This window comes from Paenibacillus sp. 2KB_20 (genome assembly GCF_052115765.1).
Classification (GTDB): Bacteria; Bacillota; Bacilli; order Paenibacillales; family Paenibacillaceae; genus Paenibacillus_AQ.
The window spans coordinates 307,337-325,474 of the sequence record NZ_JBFRHH010000001.1 but is presented as its reverse complement, the minus strand read 5'-3'; the positions used below and the strand labels follow the sequence as shown (position 1 = coordinate 325,474).

The window sequence follows — 18,138 nt, the reverse complement described above, 5'->3', positions numbered from 1 at the left end:
TAAATTCTTCCCAGAGGACGGAGCTTTCATTAGCTCTGTCTTCTTTTTTATGAGGGGCAGATTATGGAAGCAGTAAGTAGTTATAGCGCACTTGTCAACAAGTCAATGAAGTTCAGAGCCGTTCTGGAGACGTGATGATCTCTCAGCCAGATCAAGGCTGTGGAAGCCGCAGCCGGGGTGTCCTTGATTTTGTAAGCATGAACAGAAGCAGGCAAGTGCTGCTTGACCAGCGTTTCGGGAACGATCGCCACGCCAAAACCCGAAGCGACCAAACGCAGCAGCAGCGAAATGTCGGAGCATTCGGCTGCGATGTTCGGCTGGAGTTTCTGTTCCGAGAATGCCATCTGGATCGTATAATACACGCCCAACCCTTCCGTGCTTGGCAGAATGAGCGGATACTGCGCAATATGAGGGAGGGTTATCTCTTGTTCGATGGATGGCTCAGAGGTGAGCATATAAAAAGGCTCCGTCTGCAGATGAAGGATCGAGAAATCATCCAATTCGAGCGGCAGGCGGACGATCGCTAATTCGAGCGACCGGTTTCTCACGAGCTCACAGAGCTGATACGACTCGTTCTGCTGAATTTTATATGAAACTTGGGGATATCTTGCTTTGAACTCCTGCAGCCATGACGGCAGTTCTACCGAAGATAATGTATTGATGCCAAGACTCAGTGCTCCCTTATCACCGTTCCCGACCTCTTTAACCTCGGCTTTGGCCTCTTCCATGAGCTGGGTCATCTGGAGCGCATATTTATACAGCGTTTTACCTGATTCGGTGATTTCGAGCCGCTTGCCTCTACGATATACCAAGACGGACCCGAGCTCTTCCTCCATCGCTTTCAGCTGCTGACTGAGAGGCGGCTGGGAAATATGAAGCCGGTTGGCGGCAAGCGAGATCGTACCTTCCTCCACGATGGCAATAAAATACCGGAGCTGTCTGATGTCCATAGGTTGAAACAATCCTCCTTGTATATGAAAAACCTTAGTGAATTCAATTTTTTAAGTATTTTTCATATGGTTCTGTCTCATGTTAGCATACCAATATACACGATAGAAAGAGGAGGGAGCATCGAGTGCTGCGTTTATCAGCGATTCTATTGATCCTTTTCCTGTCGGCCTGTCAACCTAATCTGAAGAAAGAAGAGGTGCAGAATATGAATCATGAACTCATTGAATATGCCGAGCAAGGCAATACGGAGCAAGTACGCCAGCTTCTTCAATCCGGCGCAAACATCAATGCGACGGATGAGCAGGGAAGAACAGCGGTAATGGCTGCAACCTACCACAATCATGTCGGAACGGTAGAGGCTTTGATCCAGGCTGGCGCTGATATCAATATTCGAGATAAGCAACTAAATAATGTATTTTTGTATGCCGGTGCAGAAGGAATGGTGGAAATTTTGCGGTTGGCGATCGAAGCCGATGCGGATGTGACGTTGACCAACCGTTTTGGCGGGACGGCTCTCATACCGGCCTCCGACCGCGGACATGTAGAGATTGTTCAAGAGCTGCTGACCCGGACCGACATCGATGTGAACCATATTAATAACTTGAACTGGACCGCGCTGCTTGAGGCTGTCATTCTCGGTGACGGCAGCGAGCATTATCAGCGCATCGTGAAGCTGCTGCTGGAGCATGGGGCGGACGCCGGGCTTCCCGACGGGAATGGCGTAACTCCCCTGCAGCATGCCAGGGAGCGGGGATACCAAGAGATCGAGCGCATCTTATTGGACGCTGTAAACGAAGAGCGAGGCAAATAGAAGGCAGGTATAAACGAGAAGGGGATGAATACTATGATCGAACAGAGTAATGCATATTGGCTGCTGCATGTCCGTCTGGAGACGGGTTATCGCTACGAGGATGACGTCGTGATCGGAACCGAAACGGGACTTTTTCATGTGAAAATAGAGAATGAGGCTTTCTCCGAGATCCGCCCTGCGGATGCTTTGCCTGATACGTTATTGCCGACATGGGACATGAACGGGGATCTGATGCTCCCATCATTTAGGGATATGCATATCCACCTGGACAAAACCTATTATGGAGGCCCATGGAAGGCACCGAGACGTCCGGCTCATGGGATCTTCAGCCGAATCGAGGAGGAAGAGAGGCTGCTTCCGGAGCTTCTTCCTACCGCCAAGGAAAGAGCGGAGGGACTGCTTGACCTGTTGCTGCGCTATGGGTCTACGCATATCCGCTCCCATTGCAATGTGGATCCTGTTGTCGGCTTGAGAAATTTAGAGGCCACCTTGCAGGCGGTTGAAGGATACAGGGAAAAAGCGTTTGTTGAGATTGTAGCATTTCCTCAGCACGGCTTGCTTCGCAGCCAGTCCGTATCCCTGGTCAGGGATGCGCTCCGAAACGGCGCAGCGCTGGTTGGGGGCTTGGATCCTACAACGGTGGATGAGAACATGGAGAAATCACTGAACACCGTGATGGAGCTGGCTGTTGAAGCCAACGCCGGCATTGACCTGCACCTGCATGAGTCGTCACATGTTGGGCTGAACACCTTTAAGCGCGTGGCTGACCTTACGGAAGAGGCGGGTTGGAATGGGAGAGTCACGCTCAGCCATGCGCTGGCTTTCGCGGATGTCTCACCAAGCGAAGTAGATGAGGTGGCGATTCGGTTGGCGGATTTGGGCATCTCGGTCACCTCTTCCGTACCGCTTGGCCGAACCATTCCGATTCCGCAGCTGCACCGCCGTGGTGTAGACATCTCGCTTGGGCAAGACAGCATAATGGACCATTGGTCCCCGTTCGGCAAAGGGGATAATCTGGACAAAGCGGGCTTGCTGGCCGAACGTTTCCATATGTCCGATGAGCGTTCCCTCGGACAGGCTCTCGGGTTTATTACGGGAGGCGTGACGCCGTTAGACCAGGACGGCCGCTATGCCTGGCCTAACGTCGGGGATGCGGCAGACGCGGTGATTGTAGAAGCCAGCTGCTCCGCAGAAGCCGTTGCCAGACGGTCACGGCGCCGGGCCGTGCTGTTCAAGGGAAAACAGGTTTACGAATCATGATAAAGAAACAGCCGCTGCATGCCGGACTTTTCCGGTATGCAGCGGCTGTTGTTGGTTATGGGGTTTACAGCTGCTTCGTATCATCATGAGGATCATCCTTGACGCTGCTTGAAGGTCAAGTCTCTATTGAGGAACTCTTTTGACAACGAACCGGTCTCCTGCCCTGTTCGGATTGGAAGGTATGGAAGTAACGCTTAAATTCTGAAGCATAATGCCTCCGTCATCGGCTGTGAGTTTTGGACTTTTCCCATTGACGCGGCAGCAGGAGAAGGCGACAGGGGATAATCGTGCCATTGTTGCAAGTGCCCCATTGACCTGCGGCGCTTCGACGATCCATTCCGCCGAGGTCTGTGGACCATTGTAACGTTGTAGTGTTCGAAAGATCCAATTTCGTGATACGTTTCGAAGGCAGATTAACCAGTTAGAACCGCTGCGCTTGCTGATGCTGGCATGCATCCGATCCCCCGGCTGAATTGGCAGCGGAATGATCGTAGCTGAGGCGGGGAGAATCTCCCACCAGGCATAATAATAAGCCTTACCATCTATGAATTCGTGACCGGTTCCGGTCTGTATCAAATGGCTGTTGCGGAACCCGTCGATTCCGATCCAAGCAGAGGAATAGGTCGCCGCACGGCTTGGACGAACAAACGGCACATTCCATTTGGCGGATATCCGTTTGAAGGCCCCTTTTTTTCCTGTGACGCTGTATCCGCTCCAATTGCTTGAAATCCATCCGATGTTACGACGCGGCTTGGCAGAAGTGTCAAGTTGGCATGCATGATTCCACTTATCTATCATGGGAATCCCCATATCTCCACCGCCTTTACTAGATTGATAGTATATCTAATGAAGAATCGGTAGATTTGGTATGGGTTTTCTGTTAGAAAGTTTGTTTAGATCTTGGTGTACCCATGAAGAGGGCTAGAGGAGTCCGGCAATTTCATGGGGCTCGAAATCGTATTTGCTGCCGCAAATATGGCATACAAGTTCAATCGGTTCTGCTCTCATAACAGCGTACTTCAAATCTTTCTTTTCTAGTGAATGAAGTATGGGGTATAACACTTCTTTTGAACAGCCACAGAAATGTTGAATCGGGATGCTCCCGACAATCTCTATGTCTTTGAAAATCTTGCCGGGTATCTCCATGAGACCGTTGGATTTATCCGCCAAAATGTACTGATGCGTTCTGAGCTCCTTTTTTATCTGCTGAATCCGATGCGGGGGGCAGCCGGGAAGAAGTTGAACCATGATACCTCTACTTAAAACAATTTCTTCGTTCTCATTAAATTGGATATAACTGTAGAAATCGGTGGATGTTTGTTCGCTTTGTTGATAGTAATGTGACAAGTCATCTATGATGTTACGATAAGGCATATCCGTAATTCCGGTGAACAAGCTGTTCATGCCTAAATCCTTCGTTATATGAATGCTGCCCTTATCACCGACTATTTGTTTAAGATGTATATGATTCAGCTGATCCGGGGTTATGTGTACCAGTTCATCACTGAGGTATCCCCGTACATTCCCCATGCTGTCTACATCAGCAAAAATTTTATGACGCGCATTACTAAACTTGATTTTTAAGCTTAATCTCTGATTGTCTTTTAATGTTCCTATAATCAGACAAGCGGAGGTTATGGTTTGTCCCCATGCTGTTTTGAGCAGTTTGTGCATCGACGGGGGATGGCACATATCGTTAAGAAGTTCAGTATTCTCTACAAACAAAATGCGCACTTGATGATTGTAGGCTAACGTTTGTAGTACGAAGTTTCCATTCTGCATTGTATCCTATAGTCCTTTCTGATGGTATTTACTGTTGAAAACTAGTTGGATCGTATTATTTGCAGTATAATTCCTGACGTAGCGTCAGGTGCAAGAGGGAACAAAGCTTCTTACATTATGATTGAGTCGAATCGTTCAACTATTCTTGGGAGGGGATCGTATCCGTAAGCGAAATTGGAAAGTCGGTGAACTTGCGAAGCGCACAGGGATAACCGTTCGAACGCTGCACCATTATGATCAAATCGGGCTATTTTCCCCCTCGGAAAATACGGAAGCGGGTCACCGTCTCTATACCGAAGACGACGTAGCTAAACTGCATCAAATCATGACCTTGAAGCAGTTAGGATTCTCATTGGAGGATATCAAATTAACCATAAATGAATCGGGACATTCTCTTAGAGATATGATGGATATTCAGCTCGCTCAATTGAACGATCAAATCGAATTTTTGACGGAGCTGCGTAGTCGAATCGAGGGAATCGATAAGTTGTTCCTATCAGGAGAACACGTGTCTAGTGAGCGTTTATTGATGGCGATTCTGTTGATGAGGATGACGGAGAGTCGGCATTTTAAAGCACCGCAATCCGAAGAGATGAAGAAATGGTTCAGCTTGGTGAAAGAAAACGAACTGGAGGAATTGCAGGCTGAAGGGGCTCGGCTTCTTTCCGAATTTCGAAGGTTATATGAGAAGGGCATGGCACCACATGAGGACGAGGTGAGGATATTGGCGAAGATTTGGAGTGAAAAGATGTCGTCATGGGTTCATATAAATGAAGAGTTTATTCATTCAGCAGAGCAGTACTATGCGGAGTATCCGGATGATGCATTATCCTATGGGATGGACGGAGAATTGTACAATTTTATCAAACAAGCGGTGGGCGTTATAACCACAGATGCATAAATTTTGCTTGACGGAACGAAGGTGGAAGTGGGTTCATTCAATTACTTCCAATCGGCTGTGGAAGAGAACGATGATATTGCCGTGATCATTTAGGATGAAGCGACAGGCGCAAGTTTTGAATCGGCATTTAATAACATGTGGAACGATGGGGAGGCATTCAAGGATTATGGATTATAGCCGCCCCATTCCCGTGATCCCGTCTTAAGGGAGATGCCGTAAGGCAAAAACAAACAGGATCATCGCCCCTAAAGAAGTGATGGTTCGTACATGATTCCATGGCACCCAGCGTCTCAGGTAGTTAATCCATACCTCGCCTCCGGCACCGCTACCTGGGTCAACCGCGGCCAGTGCGTCGTTTAGCGGGACGTTGAACGCCATCGTTACGATGAATCCCGCTAAATAAAGCAGGCTGGCGGCAAGCAAGTACAACGAGCCGGGTTCCCCCCAGCGCATGATGGATAAGACCGCAAGCACGATACTGGTTAATGCAGTGCCTGTAAACAATGTGCCGAACAAAGGATTGAGAATGGTTGCATTGATGGACTGCATGGCATGAATCCCCTGTTCATTGGGAATCCGGGCCAGTGCTGTCATTATAAAAGACGAGAAAGCGAAGAACAGCCCGGCTATGAGTCCCGATCCTGTTACCGAGAATAAAGCCAACAAAAAAATCAAGCGGTCACTCATGGATGGTATACCTCCAATGGCATAGGTTATTACTGGTATGGTTCCAGTCCAGTATGTTCATTTAATTGTTTGTACATACAAATATAATTGGATTTCCAGCAAAAGTAAAGACCTAAATAGGCAGGAACTTAATATCAATCAATAGACTCACATTTATATATTAATATTTTCTATTTCTGGTAATTAGTTGATTTCATATCCTGTTATGAAAATAAAGAATATGATGAGAAAATGCAGAAGAATGGCTGCTATAGGTCGCTTTCATATTGAGCGGCCTATTTGTTACGAAAAAAAGTTCCGAATATCCCCACTATTTTCAAAATAGAGTTATATATACGCTCTCGTAAGCGTATACAAAATTTGGATAATATATCAAATTGCTGCAGCCAAAAGGAGGGATTCGTATGAAGTCAAGCAAGAGGGGTTTTTGGCTAGTAACGACGGCTTTATTAAGCGTTTCTTTGTTATTCGGTTGTACCGGGGGTAAGGGAACCCCAGCCGATACCGGCGATCCGGAGCCGGGAAAGGATGGAGAGACAGCCAAGAAAATCATTACCGTGACGTTTCGGGATGACGGAATCGGCGAGAACGGAGCGTTCTATAAATGGCTCAAGGAACTATCGGCAAGTTACCCCGACAAAAGCGTAGAGATTAAGCCGACACCGATTCAGGCATCGGAAGGCGATTATTTTGCCAAGGTGGCCTTGGCGCTCAAGTCCAAAGATACGGCGCCGGATATTGTGACAGAGGATACCTTTATCCTGAACTCTGATGCAAGCGCAGGCTATCTGGAACCGCTTGACGATAAATTGGCGGCATGGGAAGACTGGGGCAACGGTTCCTTCATTGAAGCGATGAAGAAGGGGGTTACCGCTAGCGATGGCAAGGTGTACGGCGTACCGTACAATACGGATTCCAGGGGCCTCTGGTACAACAAAGACATTTTCAAACAAGCAGGTCTTCCGGAGGATTGGCAGCCTAAGAACTGGGAGGAGGTCTTAAGCGCTGCGCGAACGATCAAGGAGAAGGCGCCTGACGTTGTGCCGATCTGGATGAACATGGGCAAGGCTACAGGCGAAGCAACCTCCATGCAAACCTATGAAATGCTGCTCTACGGAACAGGCGAAAGACTGTATGACGATGCCGGCGGCAAATGGATTACGAAAAGCCAGGGCATTCTCGATGCGCTGACCTTTGTGGAGACGGTTAATAAGGAGAAACTCGGACCGCCGCTCTCCAAAGTATTGAATGGCCAGGCAGGCAACACGGCTTCCCGCGAATATCTGCCGCAAGGCAAGCTGGCGATTTCGCTGGATGGCTCCTGGATTACGGGCAACTATATGGAATCAGGCGCGGCGCCATGGCCTGAATACAAAGATGTGCTCGGCTTCGCGCCGATGCCGACCAGCCAAGGGCAGGACCCTGGGTCCATTACGCTGGCCGGAGGGTGGGCGCTGTCGATTCCAAGCAATTCCAAGAACAAAGACGAGGCTTGGGAATTTATCAAATATGCGCTAAACAAGGATAATACGCAGAAGCTTGTTATGTCCTCAGGGAATATCACGGTACGTGCCGATGTTGCCAAAGATCCGGAATATACAAAAATGCCGTTTAACGAAATCGCGACCGAATACCTGCAGAATGCAGAGTTCAGACCGGCGCAGGAGAAGTATCCGGAAGTGTCGACACAGATCCAGACGATGGTAGAGTCCGTGGCAACGGGAACGTCGCCTGCGGATGCCATGAATAAATATGCGCAGGACGTCACCCGCATTGTCGGAGCGGATCATATCTTGGAGAAATAATCGATATACGCACAGAACCGGCTTGCTCAAGCGCTCCGTTTATCGCGGCGGCTTGGGCAAGCGGTTTTTCAGATCATCTGCATGGAAGGAGAAGACACATGAGCAGTTTGTCCGTGGACGTTTACCCGAAACGAAGAAAAACGTATACCTGGCTCTTTTTTTTGCTTCCTTCAATCGCGATTATGCTCGTGTTTTTTATATATCCGATTCTGTTAACATTTTTCTATTCCTTCACCAACCTGGCGTTAACCGGCGAAGCGGCGAGGGAGCTTAAGTTTATCGGCCTTGACAACTATGCCCGGATGTTCCAGGACCCCACGGTTCGAATCAGTATATGGAACACGCTGGTTTTCCTTATCGGCTCGGCGGTGATCGGGCAGCAGGTGCTGGGATTTCTGATCGCCCTGCTGATGAAGCAGAGGAACAAGACGTTTCGGCGAGTGATTGGAACGATTGTGCTTGCGGGCTGGGTGACGCCGGAGATTGTATGCGCTCTTTGCTTGTACAGCTTCTTCGGGGATGAGGGCACGCTCAATGCAATTATTACTTTTTTTGGATTTTCGGAAGTGACCTGGCTGTTTACCGTCCCGATGCTGACGATCATTCTTGCGAACATTTGGCACGGTACGGCTTTCTCGATGCTGGTATTTCAAGCTGCGCTGGATGACGTGCCTAACGAAATTGAGGAAGCGGCGGTGGTGGATGGAGCCTCCAAGTGGAAAATCTTCACGCGTATCATTATTCCGTACATTAAAAGCACCATTACAACCAACATGATGCTGGTTACGCTGCAGACGCTTGGGGTGTTCGGACTCATCTATGCGATGACCGGGGGCGGTCCGGGCAATTCTACGACGACCCTGCCGATCTTCATGTACAATCAGGCATTTGTGAACTATCAATTAGGCTATGGAACCGCCATTTCGCTGCTGCTGCTGTTGATCGGGATTGTCTTAAGCCTGCTGTATATCAGGTCGATGAAAGAGTAACCAGAGGTGAGATCATATGAATGCCAAACAACGTAAATTAATCTATCGTATTCTGCCGTACGCGATCCTTACGGGGATCGGCATTTGCTTTGTGCTGCCGCTGCTCTGGGTGCTCGTGGCTTCCGTCGATCCGAATGCGATGCAATCGCTGAAGATGCCCAGCAAGGTTACCGGCGCTAACTATGTTGAGGTGATTACCAGCAGCGAGAACCAGCGCGCTTACCTGATTGGTCTGGTGATGTCGCTTGGCCAAGCCGTATTGGTTGTTCTTCTGGCGCTGCTTGCAGCTTATCCGCTATCCCGTTATCAGATGAAATATAAGAAACCCTTTATGCTGACCATTCTATTTATGACATCGCTCCCGATTACGGCTGTGATGGTGCCTGTTTACCAGCTGTTCCTGGGGCTGAAGCTGTATGACAATATTTTGGGCGTCATCTTGTTCTATGTAGCGTCATCCATGCCATACGGGATTTGGATGATGAAGAATTTCATGGATTCCGTGCCGAGCGATCTGGAGGAAGCCGCCTGGGTGGACGGGGCTTCGGTGTTTACGGGAATGCGCAAGGTCGTGGCACCGCTGATGGTTCCGGGTATTTGTACGGTGGCGATATTTACCTTCTCGGGCAGTTGGGGCAATTTCTTCGTCCCGTATATTCTGCTGCAGTCGCCTGAGAAATTCCCGGCTTCCCTGAAGCTCTATCAGTTCTTCGGGCAGTATGGCATGGTCGATTACGGCAGCCTGGCCGCCTTCTCGGTGCTGTACGCCATCCCGGCGATCATCATGTACATTCTCTCCCAGCAATTCATGTCCAAGGGCTTCGGGCTGCAGGGCGGAACGAAGGGATAGGGGAAGCTAACGAATCAGCTGTTGAGTAAACCTCAACAGTTTTTTCTATTGGAAGGATTTGTTATACTAGTCGTGTAGTTACATGAGGGTGTGTATAACGTAGATGTAATGATATTTTTAGCATGATGAATGGAGGAGTATAAGTTGGTAGTTAAACGCATTGTCGCAAATGTCGCAACGAAGGATGTCGCCGCAGCCAAGACGTTTTATCAAGATGTGCTGGGTCTGGATATGTTAATGGATCATGGCTGGCTCACCACTTATGGCTCGCAGGAGAGGATGAGCATACAGATCAGCTTTGCTTCCGAGGGAGGCAGCGGCACGCCCGTCCCGGATCTGTCGATCGAAGTGGATGAGCTAGAGGCTGTGCTGGATGCGATGAGGCGGGCAGACTTTTCCATTGAATATGGACCGGTTGATGAGCCTTGGGGAGTAAGACGCTTTTTTGTCCGCGATCCGTTCGGGAAGCTGGTCAACATTTTGATGCATCTGTCACATGATTGAGTATACGTGGGTCAAGTCGGTATCTTCGCACTGATGCTTATATGCTACCCAGTACATAAGGATGAGCATATATGATATACTGTTTATAATATAAACAATTATCGATGACATCAGAAGCTAGGATGCAGAAAGGATACACTGTTTATGTCAAACGATCAGAGTATGGATTCGGATATTGGATCCAAGCTGCCCAGAGGGGCGGCTCTTAGCTGGGGATTGGTAAAGCCGCCGCAGCGGGGACCGAAACGGGAGATGAGCCTGTCGCAGATTGTGGAGACGGCTATCGATATCGCCGATAAAGAAGGGCTTTCCGCTGTCTCCATGAATCGAATCGCGTCCTCCTTGGGTTTTACCGCCATGTCGCTGTACCGGTATATTTCCAGCAAGGACGACCTTTTGCTGCTAATGCAGAACGCCGCGTGCGATATTCCCATTCCGCCGGAAGATTCTGCCGACTGGCGCGAGAATATGCGGGCCTACGTCAAATCGACGATGCAGGTATTCCGGGATCACCCCTGGTTTGGAGACATTCCAATTACGGGTATTCCCATTACGCCGAACAATCTGCGATTTATCGATTGGGGTCTGCGGTTCATGACGGATCTCCCGCTGAATGATTATGAGCGGATGTCTTTGATTCTCTTGTTAAGCAATTACGCTAGATCAAGCGGCATGATGCAGCGGGATATGGACCGCGCCATACAGGCAGGCTCCACCCCGGAACAGTTCAGTGGAATAGATTATACGGCAGCGCTGAAACAGCTTATGAAGCCGGATCGGTTTCCGTTCCTGTATCCGGTTGTGATGTCGGGGGTCTATACGGAAGACAACGAGGAAGTGAATCCGATTGGCAATGACATTGATTTCGGGTTAGAACGCATTCTGGACGGCATTGATCATTATCTCCAGACCAAGACACAGCCGGGAAAGTCGGACAAGTAATGATATCGGCCAAAGTTACAGTTACAGGTCGTGGTGGATAAGAGAGTGCAATAAGAAAGTGCCGTAAGAGCATGCAGATAAGAGTGTGGAGTAAGAGTGTACAGTAAGAAAGTGCAGTAAGAGTGTGGAGTAAGAGCGTGCGGTAAGAGAGTGCAGTAAGAGTGTGCAGTAAGAGTGTACAGTAAGAAAGTGGAGTAAGAGTGTGGAGTAAGAGCTTGCCGTAAGAGAGTGCAGTAAAAGCGCGCCGCAGCTGGGTAAAAAAACCGATCCTCGCATGAGGATCGGTTTTTTTTGCTGGTTGATTAGGCCCAAAGCGGATGTTTTATCAAGCGTCGGGTTTGGTTGATATCGTTCCGGGACGGACATGACATCCGCTGGAAGGCAGATGCCATGTCCAGATTGGCTCTTAAAAAAGCATTGCTACATCGTGCGCACTGCTCCATTATGCGCACGGTGCGTGGTCCAGTGCATCCTTGGATAGCTGTCGACCCTATGCATAGTTAGCGTCGACCGGCTTTTCTCTTAAACGTCCACATGCTCCATACCATGGACCCGACAAGGATGAACAGACACCATCCTATCGCCCAGCCGATGTGATCCTGGATAGAACCTCCCGTCAGCAACACGCGAATGGACTCAATGACGGGCGTGATCGGTTGGTTGCTTGCGACCCCTTGCAGCCATGTCGGCATCGTCTCAGTAGGAACGAAGGCGCTGGAGAGGTAGGGGAGGAAGAGCAGGGCAAATCCATAGCTGCTCGCCGCTGCCGGACTGCCTGCAACGAGGCCGATGGCGGCATAAAGCCAAGTGAAGGCAAAGATGAAGAGCGCGATCAAGCCGATGGCGAGAATCCAATCCAGAAGTCCGGCTGAAGGCCTGAATCCAACGAGCTGAGCCACAGCGATAACGACGCCAGTCGCCAGCATGTTTCGGGCAAGGCTGGCTACCACATGTCCTGTTATGACACTCATGCTTTGAATGGGCATGGTCCGGAAGCGGTCAATGATGCCATTGGTCATATCTTGGGAGACATCGACGGCCGTGCTGGACGATCCGAAACCTGCGCATAACAGAATGATTCCCGGCACCACGTAGTCTACATACTGTCCGCTGGGATCAATGGCGCCGCCAAATACATAGGTGAACAGCAGCATCAACATGATCGGCAGCATCATTGCCGTAATCATCGCCTCCGCGTTCCGGATGCTGTGACGTAAGCTGCGACCGATAAAGACGCTCTGGGTGACCGCAAAGGACGTTGTTTTTGTGTTCGAAGCTGTTCCTCTCATCATACGATTTCCTCCAATTTCTTGTCTGTTAGCGACAGGAATACATCATCCATATTTGGCCTGTGAAGACTTACGCGCGTCTCGTTCGGTAGCAGGTGAGTGAACTCATGGAGCGTCTGAGCGACGTCCCCGATGCTGCCGCTTGTCGGAATCCTGTGAATCACCTCGTCGTGTTCGTCGCGGAGCTCCAGAACTTCTCCTCCGACACGGGTCTTCAGCTCGGCCGGACTTCCCTCAGCAACGACTCGCCCGCCATCCAGGACCGCGATCCGGTCCGCGAGCTGATCCGCTTCCTCCAAATACTGCGTGGTCAGCAGTATGGTGATACCTTGGCTCTTCAACTGCAGAATGATATCCCACAGGGTACGGCGGCTGCGTGTATCCAGTCCCGTGGTTGGTTCATCCAGGAACAGCACGGGCCGCGGCACAACAAGGCTGATCGCAAGATCAAGTCTTCTCTTCATTCCGCCCGAATACGTCTTCACGCGCTTGGCGGCAGCAGCGGCGAGATCGAATTGTTCGAGCAGTTCGGCAGTTCGCAGGCGCGCTTCCGCTGCGGATAGACCGGACAGCCTGCATATCATCCGCAGGTTCTCTTCCGCGGTCAGCACTTCGTCAACGGCAGCGAATTGGCCGGTCAGACTGATGGACTGCTGCACATCCTGTTTGTGATGGCGGAGATCAAATCCGTTAATCTTCACGCTGCCGGCTTCGGGCGTCACCAATGTGGACAGGATGTTGATCAGGGTTGTTTTGCCGGCCCCATTAGGACCAAGAAGAGCAAATACGTTTCCTTGCGGCACGCTTAGGTCGATCCCGTCCAGCACGGTTTGGTGCCCAAAGCTTTTGCGAAGTTGCCGAATCTCAACAGCATAGTTACTCATTGTCAGCACATCTCCCTTAATTGTATACATAATAAACAGTTTAATTGATAATTAGTATATTGCATAAACAGTTATTGTGCAATACGATTTTTTTTGCGTTGAGGAATTGCATGATGATCCAGGAGGATAGGGTGTCGGGGCATAAAAAAGAGCCTGACGCGATGTAACAAAACATCATCAAGTCAGGCTCTTATAGGGATTAGTTCATGGTATATGCGATCTTATCGTTACGAACGATCCGATTCGTCATAAAGCTCCAATTCAATGACGGTATTGCGTTTGTCGGGGAGCGGATAGGTGAAGTGTTCAGGCCGCGCGAAATTAACGAATGCGTCTTCGACGAATTCGGCGGCGCTCCATGGGCGGCTGAGGAACAATTCGTATCCGTCTGCGAGCAGACGGGCTTTCTTCACCTTGTCGGCCATGCCGATGAGATTGATCGGTCCGATGGACTCCTCAAAGACGTGGGCGTACAGCTTATTGCCTTTTTGGGTGTACCGACCCCAATCCGGCTTCGGATAATCGGCGGCCGCGCAGCCATAGATACTGTCGCCGTTCTTGCTCATCCAGTCACCGATTTCCTCCAACACGTCAAGGCTCTCCTTAGGGATGACGCCCCTCGCGTCAGGCCCGACGTTCAGCAGCATGTTGCCGTTCTTGCTAACGCATTCCACCAGTTTGCGGATGATCGTGGTTGCCGATTTGTAATTGCGGTCGGCGGCTGCATAGCCCCAATTGTTATTCAGTGTAATGCAGGCTTCCCATGGGATCGGGGCACCTGTCTGATCCACGACGCCGTGCGGCGGAATGATCTGTTCAGGTGACGCGAAATCTCCACTGTAAACGGAAGGATCGGTAGTATAGATGCTGCCTCCGCTCTCGCCGCTGCCTTCGAGCCGGTTGTCGATGAGAATGTGCGGCTGCAGCTCGCGGATCATCTTCATCAGCTCGGTGGCGCGCCACACTTCGCCGCGCATGTTACCATAGGAGAAGTCAAACCACATAATATCGAGCTTACCGTAGCCTGTCAGCAGCTCTCGAACCTGCCCGTGCATGTAATCCAGGTATCGGTCGAAGTTTTTCGGATCGCGCTTGAAGGCTTCGTTGGCGCGCATCGGGTGAATGCGGTCCCCATAGGCCGGATAGTCCTCATGGTACCAATCGATCAGCGAGAAGTAGAGGCCGACTTTAAGGCCTTCTTCACGGAAAGCTTCCAGAAACTCCTGCACGAGGTCCCGCCCGGCTTTGGTATTCGTTGATTTATATTCCGTCAGCTTGCTGTCGAACAAACAGAATCCGTCATGGTGCTTGGCCGTCAGCACCGCATATTTCATGCCTGCTTTTTTGGCCGCTTTGGCCCACTCCCGCGGATTATAGTCAACGGGATCAAATTCATCGAAATAGGTCTGATAGTCTTCGATGCTCATTTGTTCCGAGCTTCGGAGCCATTCGCCTCTGGCTGGGATCGAGTAGAGCCCCCAGTGGATGAACATGCCGAAACGGTCGTTCTGGAACCATTGCACACGCTGGTTTCGTTCCTGGATGACTTGATTGGTTGGAGTGGTAGTTGTTGTCATGGATTCAAACCTCCGATTCTTGGAATTGTCGAGTTTGATTTTAACAAGAATGTGTTAGTATGAATAGATAATTACTTAACTCTGACGGGTATTATAATAACTTTAGAGGATAATCGCAGATGAAGAATGAACGAAATGAACATGAAGCCATTCAGCAGATGCTCCTGAACATGCAGGTTCAGATCTGGGAGGCCGAAAGAACGCAGTGCTGGCCGGAGTGGAAGGAATTCGACTACACCGTGTCTTACAACAAGCTCTATTTTATCCTGGATGGGGAAGGATGGGTGAAAATCGGCGATGAGGAGCTGTATCCCGTTCCGGGTCAATTGGTTCTGATGCCGGCACGGACCAGGCAATCCTACTCTGTCATCAGCGGCCGTCCCTATCTTAAATATTGGTCGCATTTCTCGGCGACCGTAGGTGATTCCGATGTGTTTTCCTGGCTGAACGTTCCTTATTGCTATGATTTATCGGAGAACGCGGAGATTCCGTCATTATTCCAGCAGCTGGTGGATGCGCATCGTACCGGTACCATCGCCGCGCGGTTAAAGGAAAAGTCGGTGATGCTGGACATCCTGTCCCGAGTGTTCGAGCACCAGCACCCGCAGATTCATACGGACAAAATGGAAGATATGGGCAGGCTCCACAAAGTGCAGCAGTACATTAAGAATCACCTGCATGAGGAAATTACGCTGGAGCAGATGGCGGGGACGCTGCATTTGCATCCGAATTATTTTATTAAGTACTTTAAACGCCATTTTGGGATCACGCCGCAGAAATATTTAAGCCTCAAACGAATGGAGCAGGCCAAACTCATGCTGAGAACGACCCCTCTGAGCATCAAAGAAATTGCGGACGCAACTGGCTTTGAATCGGCGAACTATTTCTCGAAAACGTTTCGTAAAGAGGTTGGTTACAGCCCCTCGGAATACCGGAACAATATATAGCAAAAAAGAGGCTGTCCCTGAATTTCGATTCGGGGACAGCCTCTATTCTTCTGATCAGGGTTGGGTTACCTAAAAACCTTTTCCTCCTAGCGGTTTAAGCCTGAGCGGCTCCGCACCGGCAATCAGCGGCCGCCCGCGCTGCAGCAGTTCGGACGTATCGGCTCCCTGCAATGAAGCGGCATGCGCGTCTTGGCTGCTCCACAATTCCGTGACCCAGACGGCATTCGGATCGCTGTCCGAAACGTTGACGATATAGAGTTCACAATCTTTGTTATCGCTAAGCATCGCTGCTGCTTCGAGCAGGATCTCTGCAAGTTCATCCCGTTTGCCGGGATGGGCAATCAGCTTTCCGTACATCGCGAATTTCTCCATCGGGTTCACCCTTCCTTTTTGGTCATGTCGCTTAACATGCGTTCGTAATGGAGCGCCATGCTTGTCGTGATTTCTGACAGTTTCAGAACAAGAGAAGCGGGCTCCAGAATGGTTAAAGATTTGCCATATGGGAGAAGAAAATAGGGAACATAGGACGTCAGCGAAGACGTATCCAGTCGGAAATGAGCTTCTCCATCACAGCGTTTCACAAGCGTATATCCAAATAACCAATGCTGACTTAATTCATTCAGAACATGCTCGTGGCCTTGGATGACGACATGGACCAGCGGTTCATGGCTGCCTTGATCGGGCAGCAGACTGCCAAGCAGTACATCCTTGGCCGAAAAATCAGCGGGCCGTTCAAATCCATGCTCTGTCAGCTCCAGCTCGATGATCCGATCCACGCGAAAATTGCGAATCTCTTGACGCAGATGGCAGAAGCCCGCAGCATACCATTGACCCTTCCAGTGGATGATCCCGTAGGGATCGAAGTCTCGGGTAACGCTTGCGCCTTCCCTGCCCTTCGAATACGTCATCTTCAGGGTTTGCCCGTGCGCCGCGGCACTTTCAAGCGTCTGAAGCAGCGGCCGCAGCCCCTTTTGGACAGGAGGCTGCAACACCGAGACGCCGCCGCTGTGCCGTTCGATCTGATGAAGCTGCTCTTCGTTCGTATAAAGCTTCAGCTTGTCAATCGCCCGCTGCAGTGCGTCTGTAAACGGATAGCCGCTTTCTTTGGCAAAGATCGAAGCATGCACCAATGCCTTCTGCTCTTCTGCATCAAACATCAGTGGGGATTCGGCAAAATGTCCGAGGATCCGAAAGCCGCCGTTCGGCCCGGAATCGGCGATGATGGGCGCGCCGCTGGCGCATAACGAATCGATGCAGCGGTACACCGTTCGAACATGGATTTCCAGTTCATCGGCGATTTGCTGTGCGGTCATCTTCTTGCCCGAGCGGAGCATCCACAGGATCGACAGCATATTATCCGCTTTGGACATCTAGATTCGCTCCTTCCAGATGGGATGATCCCGAATGTTTGCTTTTAAGTAGATTGTATCTTTTCTACACGAGCGGGTCCATTCCCTTGTCGATCCAGGAATCGTAAGTCGGACCGTAGAGCTCGGGAATTCGCAGGCCGGCTTGTCTCATCAGCACCGTCATCTGTCCGCGGTGATGGGCTTGATGAACCAGGGTAAAATGCAGGAATGCCGCATTTGCCCAAGGCTCTCCGTCGAAATCACGAGTTGCGCGAAGATCCTCCTCGCTCCACTGCGACTGCACCGCATCCAGAAAGGCATGCCGGATCCGGCGGTAACTGTGCTGAATCTCGGCGGCGGAACCTGGGATTTCCTGCTCGCGAGATGGGGCCTCAAATTGCAAACCGAGCATGGTCATGTACTGAATCGACATCACCAAATGCCAAGCCAGCTGACCGAGCGTGCGATGCTGTTCCGTCATGGCGGTTTTGAGCGAATCGTCGGTTAATGCGTCCATTACTTGTTCCGTAATCCGTGCCTCTTTTAACCATTCTGTCGTAAAATCCTCTAAACTCATGTTCATGTGTAAACCCTCGCTTTATATTAGGAT

Annotated in this window: 19 protein-coding genes; 9 read left to right on the top strand and 10 right to left on the bottom strand. The window is 50.3% G+C overall.

What is annotated here, in order from left to right; all coding sequences use genetic code 11:
* Positions 1-80: 80 nt before the first annotated feature.
* The gene (locus tag AB4124_RS01555) at positions 81-950 is read right to left on the bottom strand and encodes a LysR family transcriptional regulator (RefSeq protein ID WP_215158856.1); all 870 of its coding nucleotides are present in this window, start codon (positions 948-950) and stop codon (positions 81-83) included.
* A gap of 125 nt (positions 951-1,075) precedes the next feature.
* Here AB4124_RS01555 and AB4124_RS01550 point away from each other — a divergent pair, with 125 nt between their 5' ends.
* Entirely contained in the window at positions 1,076-1,762 is a 687-nt protein-coding gene (locus AB4124_RS01550) for an ankyrin repeat domain-containing protein (protein ID WP_441970759.1), read from the top strand.
* 33 nt (positions 1,763-1,795) lie between these two features.
* On the top strand, positions 1,796-3,022 hold the full coding sequence (locus tag AB4124_RS01545) for an amidohydrolase (protein WP_441970757.1): 1,227 nt from the start codon (positions 1,796-1,798) through the stop codon (positions 3,020-3,022).
* 123 nt (positions 3,023-3,145) lie between these two features.
* Here the strand turns inward: AB4124_RS01545 and AB4124_RS01540 are convergent, their stop codons facing one another.
* Both AB4124_RS01540 and AB4124_RS01535 read right to left on the bottom strand, forming a co-directional pair.
* Positions 3,146-3,832 (bottom strand): G1 family glutamic endopeptidase, encoded by a 687-nt coding sequence (locus tag AB4124_RS01540; RefSeq protein ID WP_441970755.1) that lies wholly within the window; start codon positions 3,830-3,832, stop codon positions 3,146-3,148.
* Between the two features lie 111 nt (positions 3,833-3,943).
* Entirely contained in the window at positions 3,944-4,804 is an 861-nt protein-coding gene (locus AB4124_RS01535; RefSeq protein ID WP_441970753.1) for an Hsp33 family molecular chaperone HslO, read from the bottom strand.
* Positions 4,805-4,925: 121 nt separating this feature from the next.
* Between AB4124_RS01535 and AB4124_RS01530 the strand changes: the two genes are divergently transcribed.
* Positions 4,926-5,705, top strand: a complete 780-nt coding sequence (locus AB4124_RS01530) for a MerR family transcriptional regulator (RefSeq protein ID WP_441970751.1) — start codon at positions 4,926-4,928, stop codon at positions 5,703-5,705.
* A 201-nt stretch (positions 5,706-5,906) separates the two neighbouring features.
* On the opposite strand, the gene AB4124_RS01525 is transcribed toward AB4124_RS01530, so the two are convergent.
* Complete coding sequence (locus tag AB4124_RS01525) at positions 5,907-6,392, bottom strand: anthrone oxygenase family protein (protein ID WP_339267017.1); 486 nt, start codon at positions 6,390-6,392, stop codon at positions 5,907-5,909.
* 404 nt (positions 6,393-6,796) lie between these two features.
* Between AB4124_RS01525 and AB4124_RS01520 the strand changes: the two genes are divergently transcribed.
* From AB4124_RS01520 to AB4124_RS01500, 5 genes are all read left to right on the top strand, one after another.
* On the top strand, positions 6,797-8,197 hold the full coding sequence (locus AB4124_RS01520) for an ABC transporter substrate-binding protein (RefSeq protein ID WP_441970749.1): 1,401 nt from the start codon (positions 6,797-6,799) through the stop codon (positions 8,195-8,197).
* A 98-nt stretch (positions 8,198-8,295) separates the two neighbouring features.
* Positions 8,296-9,186 carry a carbohydrate ABC transporter permease gene (locus AB4124_RS01515; RefSeq protein ID WP_076324156.1) on the top strand — a complete coding sequence of 297 codons (891 nt, stop codon included), beginning with the start codon at positions 8,296-8,298 and terminating at the stop codon, positions 9,184-9,186.
* Positions 9,187-9,202: 16 nt separating this feature from the next.
* On the top strand, positions 9,203-10,036 hold the full coding sequence (locus AB4124_RS01510; protein ID WP_076324155.1) for a carbohydrate ABC transporter permease: 834 nt from the start codon (positions 9,203-9,205) through the stop codon (positions 10,034-10,036).
* Between the two features lie 144 nt (positions 10,037-10,180).
* Positions 10,181-10,540 carry a VOC family protein gene (locus AB4124_RS01505; RefSeq protein ID WP_441970746.1) on the top strand — a complete coding sequence of 120 codons (360 nt, stop codon included), beginning with the start codon at positions 10,181-10,183 and terminating at the stop codon, positions 10,538-10,540.
* 144 nt (positions 10,541-10,684) lie between these two features.
* Positions 10,685-11,482 (top strand): TetR/AcrR family transcriptional regulator, encoded by a 798-nt coding sequence (locus AB4124_RS01500; RefSeq protein WP_339267013.1) that lies wholly within the window; start codon positions 10,685-10,687, stop codon positions 11,480-11,482.
* Positions 11,483-11,982: 500 nt separating this feature from the next.
* On the opposite strand, the gene AB4124_RS01495 is transcribed toward AB4124_RS01500, so the two are convergent.
* The 3 genes from AB4124_RS01495 to AB4124_RS01485 form a co-directional block, all read right to left on the bottom strand.
* Positions 11,983-12,774, bottom strand: a complete 792-nt coding sequence (locus tag AB4124_RS01495; protein WP_441970744.1) for an ABC transporter permease — start codon at positions 12,772-12,774, stop codon at positions 11,983-11,985.
* A complete protein-coding gene (locus AB4124_RS01490) occupies positions 12,771-13,655 on the bottom strand; it encodes an ATP-binding cassette domain-containing protein (RefSeq protein ID WP_430128901.1) in 885 nt (294 codons plus the stop codon). Before AB4124_RS01490 ends, AB4124_RS01495 begins: the two co-directional genes overlap by 4 nt.
* A gap of 227 nt (positions 13,656-13,882) precedes the next feature.
* Positions 13,883-15,232 carry an alpha-L-fucosidase gene (locus AB4124_RS01485; protein WP_379406295.1) on the bottom strand — a complete coding sequence of 450 codons (1,350 nt, stop codon included), beginning with the start codon at positions 15,230-15,232 and terminating at the stop codon, positions 13,883-13,885.
* A gap of 119 nt (positions 15,233-15,351) precedes the next feature.
* Between AB4124_RS01485 and AB4124_RS01480 the strand changes: the two genes are divergently transcribed.
* Complete coding sequence (locus AB4124_RS01480; protein ID WP_076324149.1) at positions 15,352-16,179, top strand: AraC family transcriptional regulator; 828 nt, start codon at positions 15,352-15,354, stop codon at positions 16,177-16,179.
* 69 nt (positions 16,180-16,248) lie between these two features.
* On the opposite strand, the gene AB4124_RS01475 is transcribed toward AB4124_RS01480, so the two are convergent.
* The 3 genes from AB4124_RS01475 to AB4124_RS01465 form a co-directional block, all read right to left on the bottom strand.
* Positions 16,249-16,551 carry a putative quinol monooxygenase gene (locus AB4124_RS01475; protein WP_076324148.1) on the bottom strand — a complete coding sequence of 101 codons (303 nt, stop codon included), beginning with the start codon at positions 16,549-16,551 and terminating at the stop codon, positions 16,249-16,251.
* Between the two features lie 5 nt (positions 16,552-16,556).
* The gene (locus AB4124_RS01470) at positions 16,557-17,549 is read right to left on the bottom strand and encodes a helix-turn-helix transcriptional regulator (RefSeq protein WP_441970740.1); all 993 of its coding nucleotides are present in this window, start codon (positions 17,547-17,549) and stop codon (positions 16,557-16,559) included.
* Positions 17,550-17,613: 64 nt separating this feature from the next.
* Complete coding sequence (locus tag AB4124_RS01465; protein WP_430203297.1) at positions 17,614-18,111, bottom strand: DinB family protein; 498 nt, start codon at positions 18,109-18,111, stop codon at positions 17,614-17,616.
* Between the last annotated feature and the right edge of the window lie 27 nt (positions 18,112-18,138).